The organism is Pseudomonas sp. TH37, assembly GCF_016650735.1.
GTDB lineage: Bacteria > Pseudomonadota > Gammaproteobacteria > Pseudomonadales > Pseudomonadaceae > Aquipseudomonas > Aquipseudomonas farris.
This window is the reverse complement of the sequence record NZ_JAEKFD010000002.1, coordinates 515,768-530,450: the sequence shown is the minus strand read 5'-3', so window position 1 is coordinate 530,450 and position 14,683 is coordinate 515,768. Positions and strand designations below refer to the sequence as shown.

At 60.1% G+C, this 14,683-nt stretch carries 12 protein-coding genes; 9 read left to right on the top strand and 3 right to left on the bottom strand.

Annotation, left to right across the window (positions count from 1 at the left end; translation table 11 throughout):
- Nucleotides 1-544: 544 nt before the first annotated feature.
- From hydA to preA, 3 genes are all read left to right on the top strand, one after another.
- Nucleotides 545-1,984: a dihydropyrimidinase gene (gene hydA / locus JFU11_RS07550; RefSeq protein ID WP_123719212.1), complete on the top strand. Its 1,440-nt coding sequence runs from the start codon at nucleotides 545-547 to the stop codon at nucleotides 1,982-1,984.
- A 162-nt stretch (nucleotides 1,985-2,146) separates the two neighbouring features.
- On the top strand, nucleotides 2,147-3,514 hold the full coding sequence (locus JFU11_RS07545) for an NAD(P)-dependent oxidoreductase (RefSeq protein WP_123719227.1): 1,368 nt from the start codon (nucleotides 2,147-2,149) through the stop codon (nucleotides 3,512-3,514).
- A complete protein-coding gene (preA, locus tag JFU11_RS07540) occupies nucleotides 3,515-4,789 on the top strand; it encodes an NAD-dependent dihydropyrimidine dehydrogenase subunit PreA (protein WP_201060260.1) in 1,275 nt (424 codons plus the stop codon).
- Nucleotides 4,790-4,929: 140 nt separating this feature from the next.
- Here the strand turns inward: preA and JFU11_RS07535 are convergent, their stop codons facing one another.
- Nucleotides 4,930-5,550: a TetR/AcrR family transcriptional regulator gene (locus tag JFU11_RS07535; protein ID WP_007899508.1), complete on the bottom strand. Its 621-nt coding sequence runs from the start codon at nucleotides 5,548-5,550 to the stop codon at nucleotides 4,930-4,932.
- Nucleotides 5,551-5,689: 139 nt separating this feature from the next.
- Here JFU11_RS07535 and copC point away from each other — a divergent pair, with 139 nt between their 5' ends.
- Complete coding sequence (copC, locus tag JFU11_RS07530; protein WP_201060259.1) at nucleotides 5,690-6,055, top strand: copper homeostasis periplasmic binding protein CopC; 366 nt, start codon at nucleotides 5,690-5,692, stop codon at nucleotides 6,053-6,055.
- Nucleotides 6,056-6,058: 3 nt separating this feature from the next.
- Nucleotides 6,059-6,919 carry a copper homeostasis membrane protein CopD gene (copD, locus tag JFU11_RS07525; RefSeq protein WP_201060258.1) on the top strand — a complete coding sequence of 287 codons (861 nt, stop codon included), beginning with the start codon at nucleotides 6,059-6,061 and terminating at the stop codon, nucleotides 6,917-6,919.
- Nucleotides 6,920-7,076: 157 nt separating this feature from the next.
- On the opposite strand, the gene JFU11_RS07520 is transcribed toward copD, so the two are convergent.
- Both JFU11_RS07520 and JFU11_RS07515 read right to left on the bottom strand, forming a co-directional pair.
- On the bottom strand, nucleotides 7,077-8,213 hold the full coding sequence (locus JFU11_RS07520; RefSeq protein WP_201060257.1) for an HlyD family secretion protein: 1,137 nt from the start codon (nucleotides 8,211-8,213) through the stop codon (nucleotides 7,077-7,079).
- A complete protein-coding gene (locus JFU11_RS07515; protein WP_201060256.1) occupies nucleotides 8,210-9,868 on the bottom strand; it encodes an MFS transporter in 1,659 nt (552 codons plus the stop codon). Before JFU11_RS07515 ends, JFU11_RS07520 begins: the two co-directional genes overlap by 4 nt.
- Before the next feature lie 281 nt (nucleotides 9,869-10,149).
- Here JFU11_RS07515 and JFU11_RS07510 point away from each other — a divergent pair, with 281 nt between their 5' ends.
- From JFU11_RS07510 to JFU11_RS07495, 4 genes are all read left to right on the top strand, one after another.
- Nucleotides 10,150-11,445, top strand: coding sequence for an OprD family porin (locus tag JFU11_RS07510; RefSeq protein ID WP_201060255.1), 1,296 nt, complete (start codon nucleotides 10,150-10,152; stop codon nucleotides 11,443-11,445).
- Nucleotides 11,446-11,855: 410 nt separating this feature from the next.
- Nucleotides 11,856-12,668 carry an NAD(P)-dependent oxidoreductase gene (locus JFU11_RS07505; protein WP_201060254.1) on the top strand — a complete coding sequence of 271 codons (813 nt, stop codon included), beginning with the start codon at nucleotides 11,856-11,858 and terminating at the stop codon, nucleotides 12,666-12,668.
- A gap of 45 nt (nucleotides 12,669-12,713) precedes the next feature.
- Nucleotides 12,714-13,607 (top strand): SMP-30/gluconolactonase/LRE family protein, encoded by an 894-nt coding sequence (locus tag JFU11_RS07500; protein WP_123719205.1) that lies wholly within the window; start codon nucleotides 12,714-12,716, stop codon nucleotides 13,605-13,607.
- 61 nt (nucleotides 13,608-13,668) lie between these two features.
- Nucleotides 13,669-14,652, top strand: coding sequence for a TRAP transporter substrate-binding protein (locus JFU11_RS07495; protein WP_201060253.1), 984 nt, complete (start codon nucleotides 13,669-13,671; stop codon nucleotides 14,650-14,652).
- Nucleotides 14,653-14,683: the final 31 nt, after the last annotated feature.

Sequence of the window (14,683 nt, the reverse complement as noted above, 5' to 3'; positions counted from 1 at the left end):
AAACTGACAACTTTTACGGACCGGCCAAGGTGTCAGCGGCGGCATCAATAAACGTGCCGGGTGCCCCGCTTACGCATCGGGCCGTGCCATAAAATTTCGCTAACCAACTGATATTGATCAGCTTTATTTATCCAACTATTGAATCCGCGGTGAGTTGCCATGCCACTCAGGCCGAATGTCAGGCAAGCTGTCCGAACAGTCAGGACTCAATCTGGTGCGTCGATCTTTTTTGAAAGATTGCGCATCAACCATAGACCATCCTCAAGCGGCTGATTTCACATAGAAAATCTCGTCTATTTTTGGAACCTGTCAAGTGCGTCAAAATGGTGAGATGCCTCACCATTTTGGTGATTTACATTTTTTATCGTTATTTATCAACAAGTTAAATCAGTAATAAGCTTATAAAAAATATTCTTGCTCAATCGACAAACTGCAGCTAGCGTCTATTCTTGACAGCGCTGACAGGAATACACCGATTGGCGTCTGCTTCATATAAAACATTTAGAACCGGCATCAGTCGGTCAATGCCTGCGAGGAACTCGGAATGTCTCTGTTGATCCGTGGCGCCACCGTTATTACCCACGATGAAAGTTATCGCGCCGACGTGTATTGCGCCGAGGGCGTGATCAAAGCCATCGGTGAAAACCTCGATGTTCCCGCCGATGCCGAAGTGCTCGACGGCAGCGGCCAATACCTGATGCCCGGCGGCATCGACCCGCACACTCATATGCAGCTGCCCTTCATGGGCACGGTGGCCAGCGAAGACTTCTTCAGCGGCACCGCGGCGGGGCTTGCCGGCGGCACCACCTCGATCATCGACTTCGTAATTCCCAACCCGCAGCAATCGTTGATGGAGGCATTTCATCAATGGCGCGGCTGGGCCGAGAAGTCGGCGTCGGACTACGGTTTCCACGTCGCTATCACTTGGTGGAGCGAGCAGGTCCGCGAAGAAATGGCTGAGTTGGTCAGCCACCACGGGGTCAACAGCTTCAAGCATTTCATGGCCTACAAGAACGCGATCATGGCTGCCGACGATACGCTGGTGGCGAGTTTCGAACGTTGCCTGGAATTGGGCGCGGTGCCGACCGTGCATGCGGAAAACGGCGAGCTGGTCTATCACCTGCAACGCAAGTTGATGGCCCAGGGCATGACCGGGCCGGAAGCGCACCCGCTGTCGCGACCTTCGCAGGTGGAAGGTGAAGCTGCGAGCCGGGCGATCCGCATTGCTGAAACGTTGGGCACGCCGTTGTATCTGGTGCACGTCTCGACCAAGGAAGCCCTCGACGAAATCACCTATGCCCGCAGCAAGGGCCAACAGGTCTACGGCGAAGTGCTGGCCGGGCATCTGCTGCTGGACGACAGCGTTTACCAACACCCGGACTGGCAAACCGCCGCCGGTTACGTGATGAGCCCGCCCTTCCGTCCTCGCGGCCATCAGGAAGCCCTTTGGCATGGCCTGCAATCGGGCAACCTGCACACCACCGCCACCGACCATTGCTGCTTCTGCGCCGAGCAAAAAGCCGCCGGGCGTGACGACTTCAGCAAGATCCCCAACGGCACCGCCGGCATCGAAGACCGCATGGCAGTTCTCTGGGATGAAGGGGTGAACACCGGGCGCTTGTCGATGCAGCACTTCGTTGCCCTCACCTCCACCAACACCGCGAAGATCTTCAACCTCTACCCGCGCAAGGGTGCGATCCGTGTGGGCGCCGATGCCGATCTGGTGCTGTGGGATCCGGAAGGCACGCGGACGATTTCAGCCAAAACCCATCACCAGCAGGTCGACTTCAACATCTTTGAAGGCAAGACCGTGCGCGGCGTGCCGAGCCACACCGTCAGCCAGGGCCGAGTGGTATGGGCCGATGGTGATTTGCGGGCCGAGCGTGGTGCCGGTCGGTATGTCGAACGGCCAGCATATCCGGCGGTGTTTGATTTGCTGAGCAAGCGGGCTGAGTTGCACAAGCCGGTTGCTGTGAAACGCTAAGAGCGGCCTTCGGCCTATCGCGGGCAAGCCCGGCTCCCACAGGGATCTTCAGTGTTCACAAAACCCTGTGGGAGCGGGCTTGCCCGCGATGAGGCCCGGTCAGGCAACAACAAACCAATGCCCACCAGAGGCAATACCTCAAATAACCGTGAGGCCAACACCGTGATCAAGACCCTGAACCACCTCCCGCATCCCCATGAGGACGCGGCCGCCCTCGCCGGCCATTTCACCGATCTGGCGCCGCCACTCAACGACCGTCAGGCGCATCTGGAAGCCTCGCGCTGTCTGTATTGCTACGACGCGCCATGCGTGAATGCCTGTCCGAGCGACATCGACATTCCCTCGTTCATCCGCAATATCCATCAGGAAAACGTTCAGGGCGCCGCGCAGAAAATCCTCTCGGCGAACATCCTCGGCGGCAGTTGCGCCCGGGTCTGCCCCACGGAGATCCTGTGCCAGCAGGCCTGCGTGCGCAACAACGCCCAGGAATGCGCGCCGGTGCTGATCGGCCTGTTGCAACGCTATGCCGTGGACAACGCACACTTCAGCGAACACCCGTTCCAACGCGCCGCCGCAACCGGCAAGCGCATTGCTGTGGTCGGTGCCGGCCCGGCCGGTTTGTCCTGCGCGCACCGCAGCGCGATGCACGGCCACGACGTGGTGATTTTCGAGGCGCGGGAAAAGGCTGGCGGCCTCAACGAATACGGGATCGCCAAGTACAAACTGGTGGACGATTACGCGCAGAAGGAGCTTGAATTCCTGATGGGGATTGGCGGGATCGAGATTCGCCACGGGCAGAAACTCGGCGACAATCTGACCCTCAGTGAACTGCATCAGCAATTCGATGCGGTGTTTCTCGGTCTCGGCCTGGCCGCCAGCAAACAGCTGGGACTGGCCCACGAGGATGCCCCCGGCCTGCTCGCCGCGACCGATTACATCCGCGAACTGCGCCAGACCGATGACCTGACACAACTGCCGCTGGCCGAGCACTGCATTGTGCTCGGTGCCGGCAACACTGCCATCGACATGGCCGTGCAAATGGCTCGCCTCGGCGCTCGCGACGTGAATCTGGTGTACCGCCGTGGCGTCGAGGACATGGGCGCCACCGGTCACGAACAAGACATCGCCAAGGCCAATCAGGTGCGGCTGTTGACCTGGGCGCAACCGCAAGAAGTGCTGCTCGACGATAAGGGCAACGTGCGCGGCATGCGCTTCGCCTGCACCCGGTTGGAGGAAGGTCGCCTGCAAACCACTGGTGAAACCTTTGAACTGGCCGCCGACGCGATCTTCAAAGCCATCGGCCAGGCTTTCGACGGCAGCGCCCTCGCCGATCCGCTGGCCCGTGAACTCAAGCGTCAGGGCGACCGCATCCTCGTCGACGAACAGCTACGTACCAGCATTCCCGGCGTGTATGCCGGCGGCGACTGCACCAGCCTCGATCAGGACCTCACCGTGCAAGCCGTGCAGCACGGCAAGCTGGCCGCCGAGGCCATCAACGCTCAACTCATGCTCAACGTGGAGGCTGCGTAAATGGCCGATCTCTCGATTGTTTTCGCCGGCATCAAGGCCCCCAATCCGTTCTGGCTCGCTTCCGCGCCGCCGACCGACAAAGCCTACAACGTGGTTCGTGCGTTCGAGGCTGGCTGGGGTGGCGTGGTCTGGAAAACCCTGGGTGAAGACCCGGCGGCGGTCAACGTGTCGTCGCGTTACTCGGCGCACTTCGGGGCTAATCGAGAAGTGCTTGGTTTTAACAACATTGAACTGATCACCGACCGTTCACTGGAAATCAACCTGCGGGAAATCACCCAGGTCAAAAAGGACTGGCCAGACCGCGCGCTGATCGTGTCGCTGATGGTGCCCTGCGTCGAAGAGTCGTGGAAAAACATCCTGCCGCTGGTGGAAGCCACCGGGGCCGATGGCATCGAACTGAATTTCGGCTGCCCCCACGGCATGCCGGAACGGGGCATGGGCGCGGCGGTCGGTCAAGTGCCGGAATACGTCGAGCAGGTCACCCGCTGGTGCAAGACTTATTGCTCGCTACCGGTGATCGTCAAGCTCACGCCGAACATCACCGACATCCGCGTCGCCGCCCGTGCCGCTTACCGTGGCGGGGCTGATGCAGTGTCGTTGATCAACACCATCAACTCGATCACCAGCGTCAATCTGGAGCGCATGGTCGCCAATCCCGCTGTCGGCAGCCAAAGCACCCATGGCGGTTATTGCGGTTCGGCGGTGAAGCCGATTGCGTTGAACATGGTCGCCGAGATCGCCCGCGATCCGCAGACCCAGGGCTTGCCGATCTGTGGCATTGGCGGGATTGGCAGTTGGCGCGATGCGGCGGAATTCATTGCGCTGGGCAGCGGCGCGGTTCAGGTGTGCACGGCGGCGATGCTGCATGGTTTCCGGATTGTCGAGGAGATGAAGGACGGTTTGTCACGCTGGATGGACAGTCAGGGTTACGCCAGCGTGTCAGAGTTTTCCGGGCGTGCGGTGGGCAATACCACGGACTGGAAGTACCTGGACATCAACTATCAGGTGATTGCGAAGATTGATCAGGAGGCGTGCATCGGTTGCGGTCGCTGCCACATCGCTTGCGAAGACACCTCGCACCAGGCGATTGCGAGCCTTAAGCAGGCGGACGGGACGCATAAATATGAAGTGATCGATGATGAGTGCGTGGGCTGCAATCTGTGTCAGATCACGTGTCCGGTGCAGGATTGTATTGAGATGGTGCCGATGGATACCGGCAAGCCGTTTCTGGATTGGAACCATGATCCGAGGAATCCGTATCATGTTGCCCTTTAAGCCCTGCGGCGCCTGAACGGAAGCCATCGCGGGCAAGCCCGCTCCCACAGTGATTTATGTCGTACGCAAATTCTGTGTACACCGAGACCCCTGTGGAGGCGGGCTTACCCGCGATGAGGCCAGCCGCAACAACGAAGACCTCAAGGCTCCAACCCAATCCCACGCAATATCACACTCGTCACCGTCTGCACCGCCCGCTCGAACTGCATGTCCGACAGCGGCTGGTGATCGTTAAGAATATTCACCTGGTGATCAAAGTCGGCGTAATGCTGGGTCGAGGCCCAGATCATGTACAGCAGGCTGGAAGGCTCCACCGGCAGGATGCGTTTGTCCTCCACCCACTGGCGAATTTTCGCTTCTTTCATCTTGGCCCAGTCGTACAGGCTCGCATCCAGTTTCTCACCCAGTGTCGGCGCGCCGTGGATGATTTCGTTGGCCCAGACTTTCGAACCGTATGGCCGGCTGCGGGAATGGTTCATCTTGGCGCGGATGTAGCTGCTGAGCACCACTCGCGGGTCGTCGAACATCTCGAAGCACAGGGCATCCTGCTTCCAGACCTCCAGCAAACCCAGCAGCACCGCGCTGTATAGCTCGCTCTTAGTGCTGAAGTAGTAATGCAGGTTGGAGCGCGGCAGTTGCACTTCGGCGGCGATGTCGGCCATGGCGGTGCTGCCGAAACCTTTTTCGGCGAAGACTTTTTCGGCCCCCAGCAGAATTTTTTCGACGTTACTGCGACGAATCTCGATCTTGTGATTGCCCATGAGGGCTCCCTGACAACAGCGTTGGTCAAGACTAGCATCCGCTCTGGATCGGGGCGACAGGGGAAAACGAAACTTCGTACGGTGGTCTTGAGGCGGGTAAACTGGCCGCCTCTTTGAACCTGCCTCCGAGGTCTTCACGATGCTGCTCAAGAACGCCCTGACCACCACCGCCCTTCTCGGCTCGCTGCTCGCCGCCTCCTCGGTGTTTGCCCACGCGCACCTGAAAAGCCAGACCCCGGCGGCCGACAGCACCGTCAGCGCGCCGTCGGAACTGCGCCTGAAGTTTTCCGAAGGGGTTGAAGCGACGTTCACCAAAGTGACGATCAGCAAAGACGGCGCCGACATCCCGGTAAAAAGCCTCGCCACCGAAGGCAGCGACAAGAAAACCCTGATCGTCACCCCCGCCGCGCCGTTGGCCGCTGGCGATTACAAAGTCGAATGGCACGCCGTGTCGGCCGACACCCATAAAAGTGAAGGCGCCTACCGTTTCAAGGTCGGTCAGTAATTCATGACCGATGCGCTGGTGCTGTGCCGCTTTCTGCATTTCACCGTGGTGCTGATGCTGTTCGGAGCCTGGGTGTTCAGGCCTCTGCTGTTGGGCCGTGAAACCGTGTGGCTGGATCCGTCTCTGGCGCGAGTGACCCGCTGGCTTGCCGCTATAGCGTTAATCAGTGGCGTCGGCTGGTTGCTGCTGATCACCGCCAGTATGGCCGGCTCCGCGGATGCGGCATTCGATCCGGCGACGCTAGGCCTGGTGCTGAGCAATACCTTTTTCGGGCAGGTCTGGCGTTGGCATCTGCTGCTCAATCTGTTGCTCATGGCCCTGCTGCTGACGCCCTGGCGTTCCAGTACGCTTTGGCGCATCAGCCTGTCCAGCCTGCTGCTGGCGACGCTTGCCCCGGTCGGTCATGGCGCCATGCTTGACGGGCTGCAAGGCCAGTTGCTGATCCTCAACCAGATCATTCATCTGGCCTGCGTCGGCGCCTGGCTTGGTGGGTTGATGTTACTGGTGATGATCTTGTGCCAACCGGCCGATCATCCCTTGAGCGCAATATTGCGACGCTTCAGCGGGATCGGTTACGCCCTGGTGGCGGGACTGGTGATGACCGGGCTGATCAACGTGCGGGTATTGACCGGCGTATTCTGGCCGACGCCGTTGCTGTCCGGGTTTGCGCTGATCCTGTTGATCAAGGTTGTGCTGGTGATCGGGATGCTGGGGTTGGCGCTGTTCAATTGGCTGCGGGTCAAGGATTGCCAGCAGCGCCTGGGACAGTTGCGTGCCAGCGTCATGCTGGAGTGGTTGCTGGGGATTGGCGCGGTGGCAGCGGTTTCGCTACTGGGCACCATGCCGCCAATGATTACCGCCTGAACACAAATCCAATGTGGGAGCCCTGTGGCGAGGGGGCTTGCCCCCGTTTGAGTGCGTAGCGCTCACAAGATTTTTGCTACAACAGACATTTTGGGGCTGCTTCGCAGCCCAACGGGGGCAAGCCCCCTCGCCACAGGTCGCTCCTACAAAGACCGTGTTAATCAGGGGTGATCGCGGCAGCGGTATCAATACTCACCACCACCGACATCCCCGGTCGCAACCGCTCGCTCTGTTCCTGATCGGCATCGACGGTGATCCGCACCGGCACCCGCTGGGCAATTTTGACGAAGTTGCCGGTGGCGTTGTCGGCCTGGAGCAAGCTGAACTCGGACCCTGTGGCCGGTGAAATCCGCTGTACCCGTCCGTGGAATTGACGATGGCTCAGCGCATCGACCGTGAAGCTCACCGGCTGGCCAACCCGCACGTTGTCCATCTGGGTTTCCTTCATGTTGGCGATCACCCACAGCTGATTCGGCACCAGCGCCATCAGCTGCGCCCCGGAGTTAACGTAGGCGCCGAGGCGCACGCCGATCTGCCCGAGTTGCCCATCGAGCGGCGCCACTACGCGGGTGTTCGACAGGTCGATCCGTGCCAGTTGCACCGCCGCTTCAGCGTTGGCCACCGCGGCTTCCAGGGAGCCGCGATTGACGATCACCGTTTGCAGATCCTGCCGGGAGATTTCCAGATTGGCCTGGGCCTGCGCCACGGCGGCAATGGTCTGGGCATTGGCGGCCAGGGCCACGTCCAGTTCGCGTTTCGACACCGAGCCATCGCTGACCAGCTCTTTGTTACGGCGCAAATCCGCTTCACTTTTGCGCAACTGTGCCTGGGCGTCGGCGACCGCGGCCTGACGCAACTTGATGGTCGCTTCGGCGCTGTTGCGTTGCTGCACCACGTTGGCCAGCGCGGCTTTCTCCACCGCCAATTGCGCCAGGGATTGATCGAGGCGCTGCTTGTAGATGCGGTCGTCGAGGCGCACCAGCAAATCCCCGGCCTTCACAAACTGAAAATCCTGCACCGGCACTTCGTACACGTAACCGCTGAGCTGCGGGCCGATGATCGTCACCTGGCCCCGCACCAGCGCGTTTTCCGTGGTCTCGACCGCGCTGCTGAACGGCGGCAGTTGCCAGGCGTATAACACGATCAGCACGCCGACGATGGCAATCGCCGCAAAGCCCAGGGACGAGATGATCCGCACCCGCAGCGAACGCGGTGCGGTGGCCGGCGAGGACGGCGGCGCCTGGTCTTCCGGGGTGGCGGCGATGGCGTTGGTGGTCGTGGTCGGTTCGGTCATGAAGAAGTGGCACCGCTGGTTTTTACGGTTGGAGTGGCAGGCGCCGGGGTGACGGTAGTGCTCATCAGCCACAGGGCGCGAATGGAAATCCAGATCATGGTCAGCACCGCGATCACGGCAATCAGCATGAACACATCGTTATAGGCTAGAACATTGGCCTCGCGGGTGGCCGCCGTGGCCAGGCTGCGAATGCCCTGCAGGTTGCGCAGGCTCGGGTCGGCGATCACCGAGCCGACCGCGTTGCCACCGCTCTGTACCCGCGCCGCCACTCGCGGATCGAGCAGGGTCAGCTGCTCGACGATGTGGCTGGAGTGAAACTTCTCGCGCACGATCTGGAACGTCCCAAGTAATGCCGCGCCGATCAACCCGCCGAGGTTCTGGCAGATACCGAACAGCACCGAGAAACTTACCAGGTTACGCGGGCTGGTCAGCACGTTGCGCATACCGTAAAGCATGGTCGGCCCGAGGAAAAACGTCCCGCCGAAGGCCAGCAGGAACTGGCTGAAATACAGGTTTTCCGGGCGGGTCAGGTTGTTCGAATAACTGTCCATCACCGAACCGACCGCCATCAGCGCGAGAGAGATGTTCAGCGGCATGATCAGGTGTTTGGGATCGATGGTCAGGGCGCTGGTGGCCAGCCCGGCGATACTGCCGATCAACATCACCACATACAGACTGTGCAGCTGCTGACTGCTCATGTTCAGCGCCTGCATGAACCCCACCGCGCCGGTGGATTGCTCCGACGTCACCATGCGAATCAGGATCACCGCCAGGGCCAGGCGAATCATCGCCCCGCTGCCGAGCCAGCGGGTCATCAGCATCGGGTTGCTGCGGTTGTGCTCGATGGCCAGGCCCGTGAGGATCAATACGATCGAGGCCGCCGAGGCCACGCCGATCCACTGCGCTTCGAGCCACCAGTCGATCCGCCCCAAGGACAGCACCGCGCAAAGCAAAGCCACGCCGCTGGCGAGGATGGCGAAGGTCAGGAAGTCGAGTTTTTCGAAGGTCTTGAAGCGATCACCCGGTGGCAGTTTCAGCAGGAATACGCAGCCCAGGGACAACAGCGCCATGCCCAGTTCGAACAGATACAAGCCGCGCCATTCGGCGATTTGCAGCAGGTCTTCGGAAAACAACCGCGCCATCGGCAACGCCAGTTGCGAGGTCCCGAGGCCCAATACCAGCGCCTTCATCCGCCACTTCGCCGGGAAGGCCTGGATCATGTAATACAGACCCAGCGAAGTCAGTGCCGCGCCGACCATACCGTGGGCCGCGCGCACGGCAATCGCCGAATTCAGGTCGTTGACGAACAAATGGCCGAAGGTCACCAGCGCATAGAGCATCAGGAACACTTCGGTGAACGCCCGCAAGCCGAACTGCTGACGAAACTTCACCAGCAGCAGGTTCATCGACACATTGGTCATCACATAGGCCGCCGGCAACCAGGCCATCTCGGCGGTGGTCGCCCCTAACGCGCCTTGCAGGTAAGGCAGGTTGGCGATCACCAGCGAGTTACCGAGGCCGCCGGTCACTGCCACCAGCAAACCCACCAGCGCGTAGGCCAGCCGCTTGGGGTTGGAGTGCAACGGCGTTGAAGGCGAACCGGGCAGGCTGGGGCGCTCATGAGGCTGCCAGTCGCGCGGGGTGTAGTGATCCATTCAATGGCCTTGTTTCGGAATAGTCGTCAGTTTGCCGGAAAATCTCAGCCGAAACACAAAACCCCTGTGGGAGCGAGCCTGCTCGCGATGACGGATTGTCAGCTGATTTCAATGTTGAATGTCAGACCGCTATCGCGAGCAGGCTCGCTCCCACAAGGTGGACGATGTGATCGTACAACTTGTGATTGACATTCCTGCAAAGCCTCGCAAATAATCGCCGCCAATGTTGTACGACGACGTATGACAAAAAATAAAAACAACAAAAGTCAGGGAGCGTTACTGTGAGCAGACTCGCCCGCAATTCCTTCACCAGCACCCCTCGCCCCACCTTCGCCCGTCGCCATACTCTCAGCCTGATCGGTTGCAGCAGCCTGGCCTTCGTCCTGCCCATGACCAGCCAGGCCGAAGGTTTCGTCGATGACGCCAAGGCCACGCTGAACCTGCGTAACGCCTACATCAATCGCAACTTCACCAACCCGAACAATGCCCAGGGCAAGGCTGAAGAGTGGACGCAAAACTTCATCCTCGACGCTAAATCCGGCTTCACCCAAGGCCCCATCGGTTTCGGCGTGGATGTGCTTGGTATGTACTCGCAGAAGCTCGACGGCGGTAAGGGCACGGGCGGCACACAATTGCTGCCGATCCATGATGACGGTCGCCCCGCGGACAATTTCGGTCGTCTGGGTGTGGCGCTGAAAGCCAAGGTCTCGAAAACCGAATTGAAGGTCGGCGAATGGATGCCGGTGCTGCCGATCCTGCGCTCCGATGATGGTCGTTCTCTGCCGCAAACCTTTCGCGGCGGCCAGGTCACCTCTACCGAGCTCAGCGGCCTGACGCTCTACGGCGGGCAGTTCCGCGGCAACAGTCCGCGCAATGACGCGAGCATGGAAGACATGTCGATGAACGGCAGAGGCGCGTTCACCTCCGACCGCTTCAACTTCGGCGGCGGCGAGTATGCGTTCAATGAAAAACGCACTCAGGTCGGTGTCTGGTACGCGGAACTCAGCGACATTTATCAGCAGCAGTATTTCAACCTGAGCCACAGCCAGCCCATGGGCGATTGGACCCTGGGGGCCAACCTCGGTTACTTCATCGGCAAGGAAGATGGCAGCGCGCTGGCCGGCGACCTCGACAACAAAACCGCGTTCGCCCTGCTCTCGGCCAAATACGGCGGCAACACCTTCTATGTCGGCCTGCAGAAACTCAGCGGCGACAACGCCTGGATGCGCGTCAACGGCACCAGCGGCGGCACGCTGGCCAACGACAGCTACAACGCCAGCTATGACAACGCCAAGGAACGCTCCTGGCAGGTGCGCCACGACTACAACTTCGTCGCCCTCGGCATTCCTGGCCTGACGTTGATGAACCGCTACATCAGCGGCGATAACGTGCACACCGGAGCGATCACCGACGGCAAGGAATGGGGGCGCGAATCGGAACTGGCCTACACCGTGCAAAGCGGCGCGCTGAAGAGCCTCAACGTCAAATGGCGCAACGCGACCATCCGCCGCGATTTCAGCACCAACGAATTTGATGAGAACCGCATCTTTATCAGCTACCCGATTTCGTTGTTGTAAGGCGCGAAGCCTGCGTTCAGATGTATCAGCTGTCGAGCTCGCGAGGCTGCGTTCGGCTGTAGCAGCTGTCGAGCTCGCGAGGCTGCGTTCGGCTGCGAAGCAGTCGCAAACCCTGAATGCACGGTGTGTCTGACGGACCGCAGTGCCTGATTTTACGGCTGCTGCGCAGCCGAACGCAGGCTTCGCCAGCTGCTACAAAAGAGTGTCGCGGTTGAAATTACTGAACTGACTGGCATTGGGGCTTGCTCTCTGGCCACAGGTTCAGTGCACTCATCGGATGAACATGACCCTCCGTCAATTTCAACCAAAGTCGCGTTGACAAGCACCGGAAAGCCTAACAATACTTCGACCAAGTCATACGACAACCTACAACAAACCCAACAACTACAATTTTCTGTTCAGGGATTTACATGACGACCACATCCCCATTCAATCGCCTGCTCCTGACCGGCGCCGCCGGTGGCCTCGGTAAAGTCCTGCGCGAACGCCTGCGACCTTACGCCAACGTACTCCGTCTGTCGGACATCGCCGACATGGCGCCAGCCATTGATGATCGCGAAGAAGTCGTGCCGTGCGACCTCGCCGACAAGCAAGCGGTGCATCAACTGGTCGAAGGCGTGGATGCGATCCTGCACTTCGGCGGCGTGTCGGTGGAGCGTCCGTTCGAAGAGATTCTCGGCGCCAATATCTGCGGCGTGTTCCATATCTACGAAGCGGCCCGTCGCCATGGCGTGAAACGGGTGATTTTCGCCAGTTCCAACCACGTCATCGGCTTTTACAAGCAGGACGAAACCCTCGACGCCCACTCCCCTCGCCGCCCGGACAGCTATTACGGCTTGTCCAAGTCCTACGGCGAAGACATGGCCAGTTTCTACTTCGATCGCTATGGCATCGAAACCGTCAGCATCCGCATCGGCTCCTCGTTCCCGGAACCACAGAACCGCCGAATGATGAGCACCTGGCTGAGCTTCGACGACATGACCCAACTGCTCGAACGCGCGTTGTACACCCCGAATGTCGGCCACACCGTGGTGTACGGCATGTCCGACAACAAGAGCATCTGGTGGGACAACCGATTCGCGGCGCACCTGGGTTATACGCCACAGGACACGTCCGAAGTCTTCCGCGAAAAAATCGAAGCCCAACCAATGCCCGCCGAGGATGATCCGGCCCGGGTTTATCAGGGTGGTGCCTTTGTCGCGGCCGGGCCGTTCGGCGACTGAGCCCTCGCCAATCCCCACATAACAAAGCCAAGGGAATGCGTTGCCATGCAAGCCGAATTGATTGTCGATGCCCGCAATGCGGTCGGTGAAAGCCCGGTGTGGGTCCCCGAGGAAAACGCCCTGTACTGGGTCGATATTCCGACCGGTGGATTACAGCGCTGGAATGCCGACAGCGGACACGTTCACGCCTGGAAAGCCCCGCAAATGCTCGCCTGCATCGCTCGTCACAGTGCGGGTGGCTGGGTCGCCGGCATGGAAAGCGGATTCTTTCACCTGCACCCGCACAACGATGGCAGCCTCGACAGCGAACTGCTGGCCCACGTCGATCACGCCCGCCCCGACATGCGCCTGAACGATGGCCGCTGTGATCGCCAGGGCCGTTTCTGGGCCGGCAGCATGGTGTTGAACATGGGCGCCAACGCCGCCGACGGCACGCTCTATCGCTACAGTGCCGGACAACCCGGGCCGCTCGAAGCCCGACTCAGCGGTTTCATCGTGCCCAACGGCCTGGGCTTCAGCCCGGACGGCAAGACCATATACCTCTCGGATTCACACCCGAATGTGCAGCAGATTTGGGCTTTCGATTACGACATCGACAGCGGCACGCCGTCCAACCGTCGGCTGTTCGTCGACATGCATCACTTCCTTGGCCGCCCCGATGGCGCAGCAGTGGATGCCGAAGGTTGTTATTGGATCTGCGCCAACGACGCCGGGTTGATTCACCGTTTCACCCCCGATGGCCGACTGGATCGTTCCCTCCCCGTGCCGGTGAAGAAACCGACCATGTGCGCCTTCGGTGGCAGCCAGCTCGACACCCTGTTTGTGACCTCGATCCGCCCCGCTGACGACCATGACGAACAGTCGCTAGCCGGCGGCGTGTTCGCCCTCAACCCCGGCGTCAAAGGCTTGCCGGAACCCGTGTTCAACGAATTGCTTTAACCCCCTCTGCTGCATCGCTGTGCCTTGAATAAAAAAAACAACAAGACTGGAGACACAACCCATGGACTTCAAACGCACCTTGCTCGCCGCCGCACTTCCCATCACTGCAGCACTCACCTTCACCCTCAGCAGCGCCGCCCAGGCACTGGAAATCAAATTCGCCGACATCCACCCCGCCGGTTACCCGACCGTGGTCGCCGAGGAACAACTGGGTAAAACCCTGGTGACCGACAGCAACGGCAAGCTGACTTTCAAGATGTTTGCCGGCGGTGTGCTCGGTTCGGAAAAAGAGGTCATCGAACAGGCTCAGGTCGGCGCTATTCAGATGGCTCGGGTCAGCCTCGGCATCGTCGGGCCGGTAGTGCCGGACGTGAACGTGTTCAACATGCCGTTCGTGTTCCGCGACCAGGCGCACATGCGCAAAGTCATCGACGGTGAGGTCGGCGATGAGATCCTCGACAAGATCACCAACTCCGAATTCAACCTGGTCGCCCTGGCCTGGATGGACGGCGGCACGCGCAATATCTACACCAAAAAACCGGTACGCAGCCTCGCCGACCTCAAAGGCATGAAGATCCGCGTGCAGGGCAATCCGATGTTCATCGACACCATCAACGCCATGGGCGGCAACGGCATTGCCATGGACACCGGCGAGATCTTCAGTGCGTTGCAGACCGGGGTGATCGACGGCGCGGAAAACAACCCGCCAACCCTGCTCGAACACAACCACTACCAAAACGCCAAGTTCTACAGCCTGACCGGGCACCTGATCCTGCCCGAGCCGATCGTGATGTCGAAAATCACTTGGGAAAAACTCAGCCCCGACCAGCAAGTGCTGGTGAAAAAAGCCGCCAAAGCCGCACAGGCCCAGGAGCGCACGCTGTGGGATGCGAAGTCGGCCAGCAGTGAAGAAAAACTCAAGGCTGCCGGCGTCGAGTTCATCACCGTCGACAAAAAACCTTTCTATGAAGCCACGGCTTCGGTCCGGGAAAAATACGGCGCGCCTTACGCCGATCTGATCAAGCGCATCGAAGCCGTTCAGTAACCCTCCCTGCATTCATGAAAGGCCCGGCACC

Coding starts and splice junctions, on each gene's coding strand:
- hydA (WP_123719212.1), top strand. CDS start 545: ATGTCTCTGTTGATCCGTGGCGCCACCGTTATTACCCACGATGAAAGT.
- preA (WP_201060260.1), top strand. CDS start 3,515: ATGGCCGATCTCTCGATTGTTTTCGCCGGCATCAAGGCCCCCAATCCG.
- JFU11_RS07535 (WP_007899508.1), bottom strand. CDS start 5,550: ATGGGCAATCACAAGATCGAGATTCGTCGCAGTAACGTCGAAAAAATT.
- copC (WP_201060259.1), top strand. CDS start 5,690: ATGCTGCTCAAGAACGCCCTGACCACCACCGCCCTTCTCGGCTCGCTG.
- copD (WP_201060258.1), top strand. CDS start 6,059: ATGACCGATGCGCTGGTGCTGTGCCGCTTTCTGCATTTCACCGTGGTG.
- JFU11_RS07520 (WP_201060257.1), bottom strand. CDS start 8,213: ATGACCGAACCGACCACGACCACCAACGCCATCGCCGCCACCCCGGAA.
- JFU11_RS07515 (WP_201060256.1), bottom strand. CDS start 9,868: ATGGATCACTACACCCCGCGCGACTGGCAGCCTCATGAGCGCCCCAGC.
- JFU11_RS07505 (WP_201060254.1), top strand. CDS start 11,856: ATGACGACCACATCCCCATTCAATCGCCTGCTCCTGACCGGCGCCGCC.
- JFU11_RS07500 (WP_123719205.1), top strand. CDS start 12,714: ATGCAAGCCGAATTGATTGTCGATGCCCGCAATGCGGTCGGTGAAAGC.
- JFU11_RS07495 (WP_201060253.1), top strand. CDS start 13,669: ATGGACTTCAAACGCACCTTGCTCGCCGCCGCACTTCCCATCACTGCA.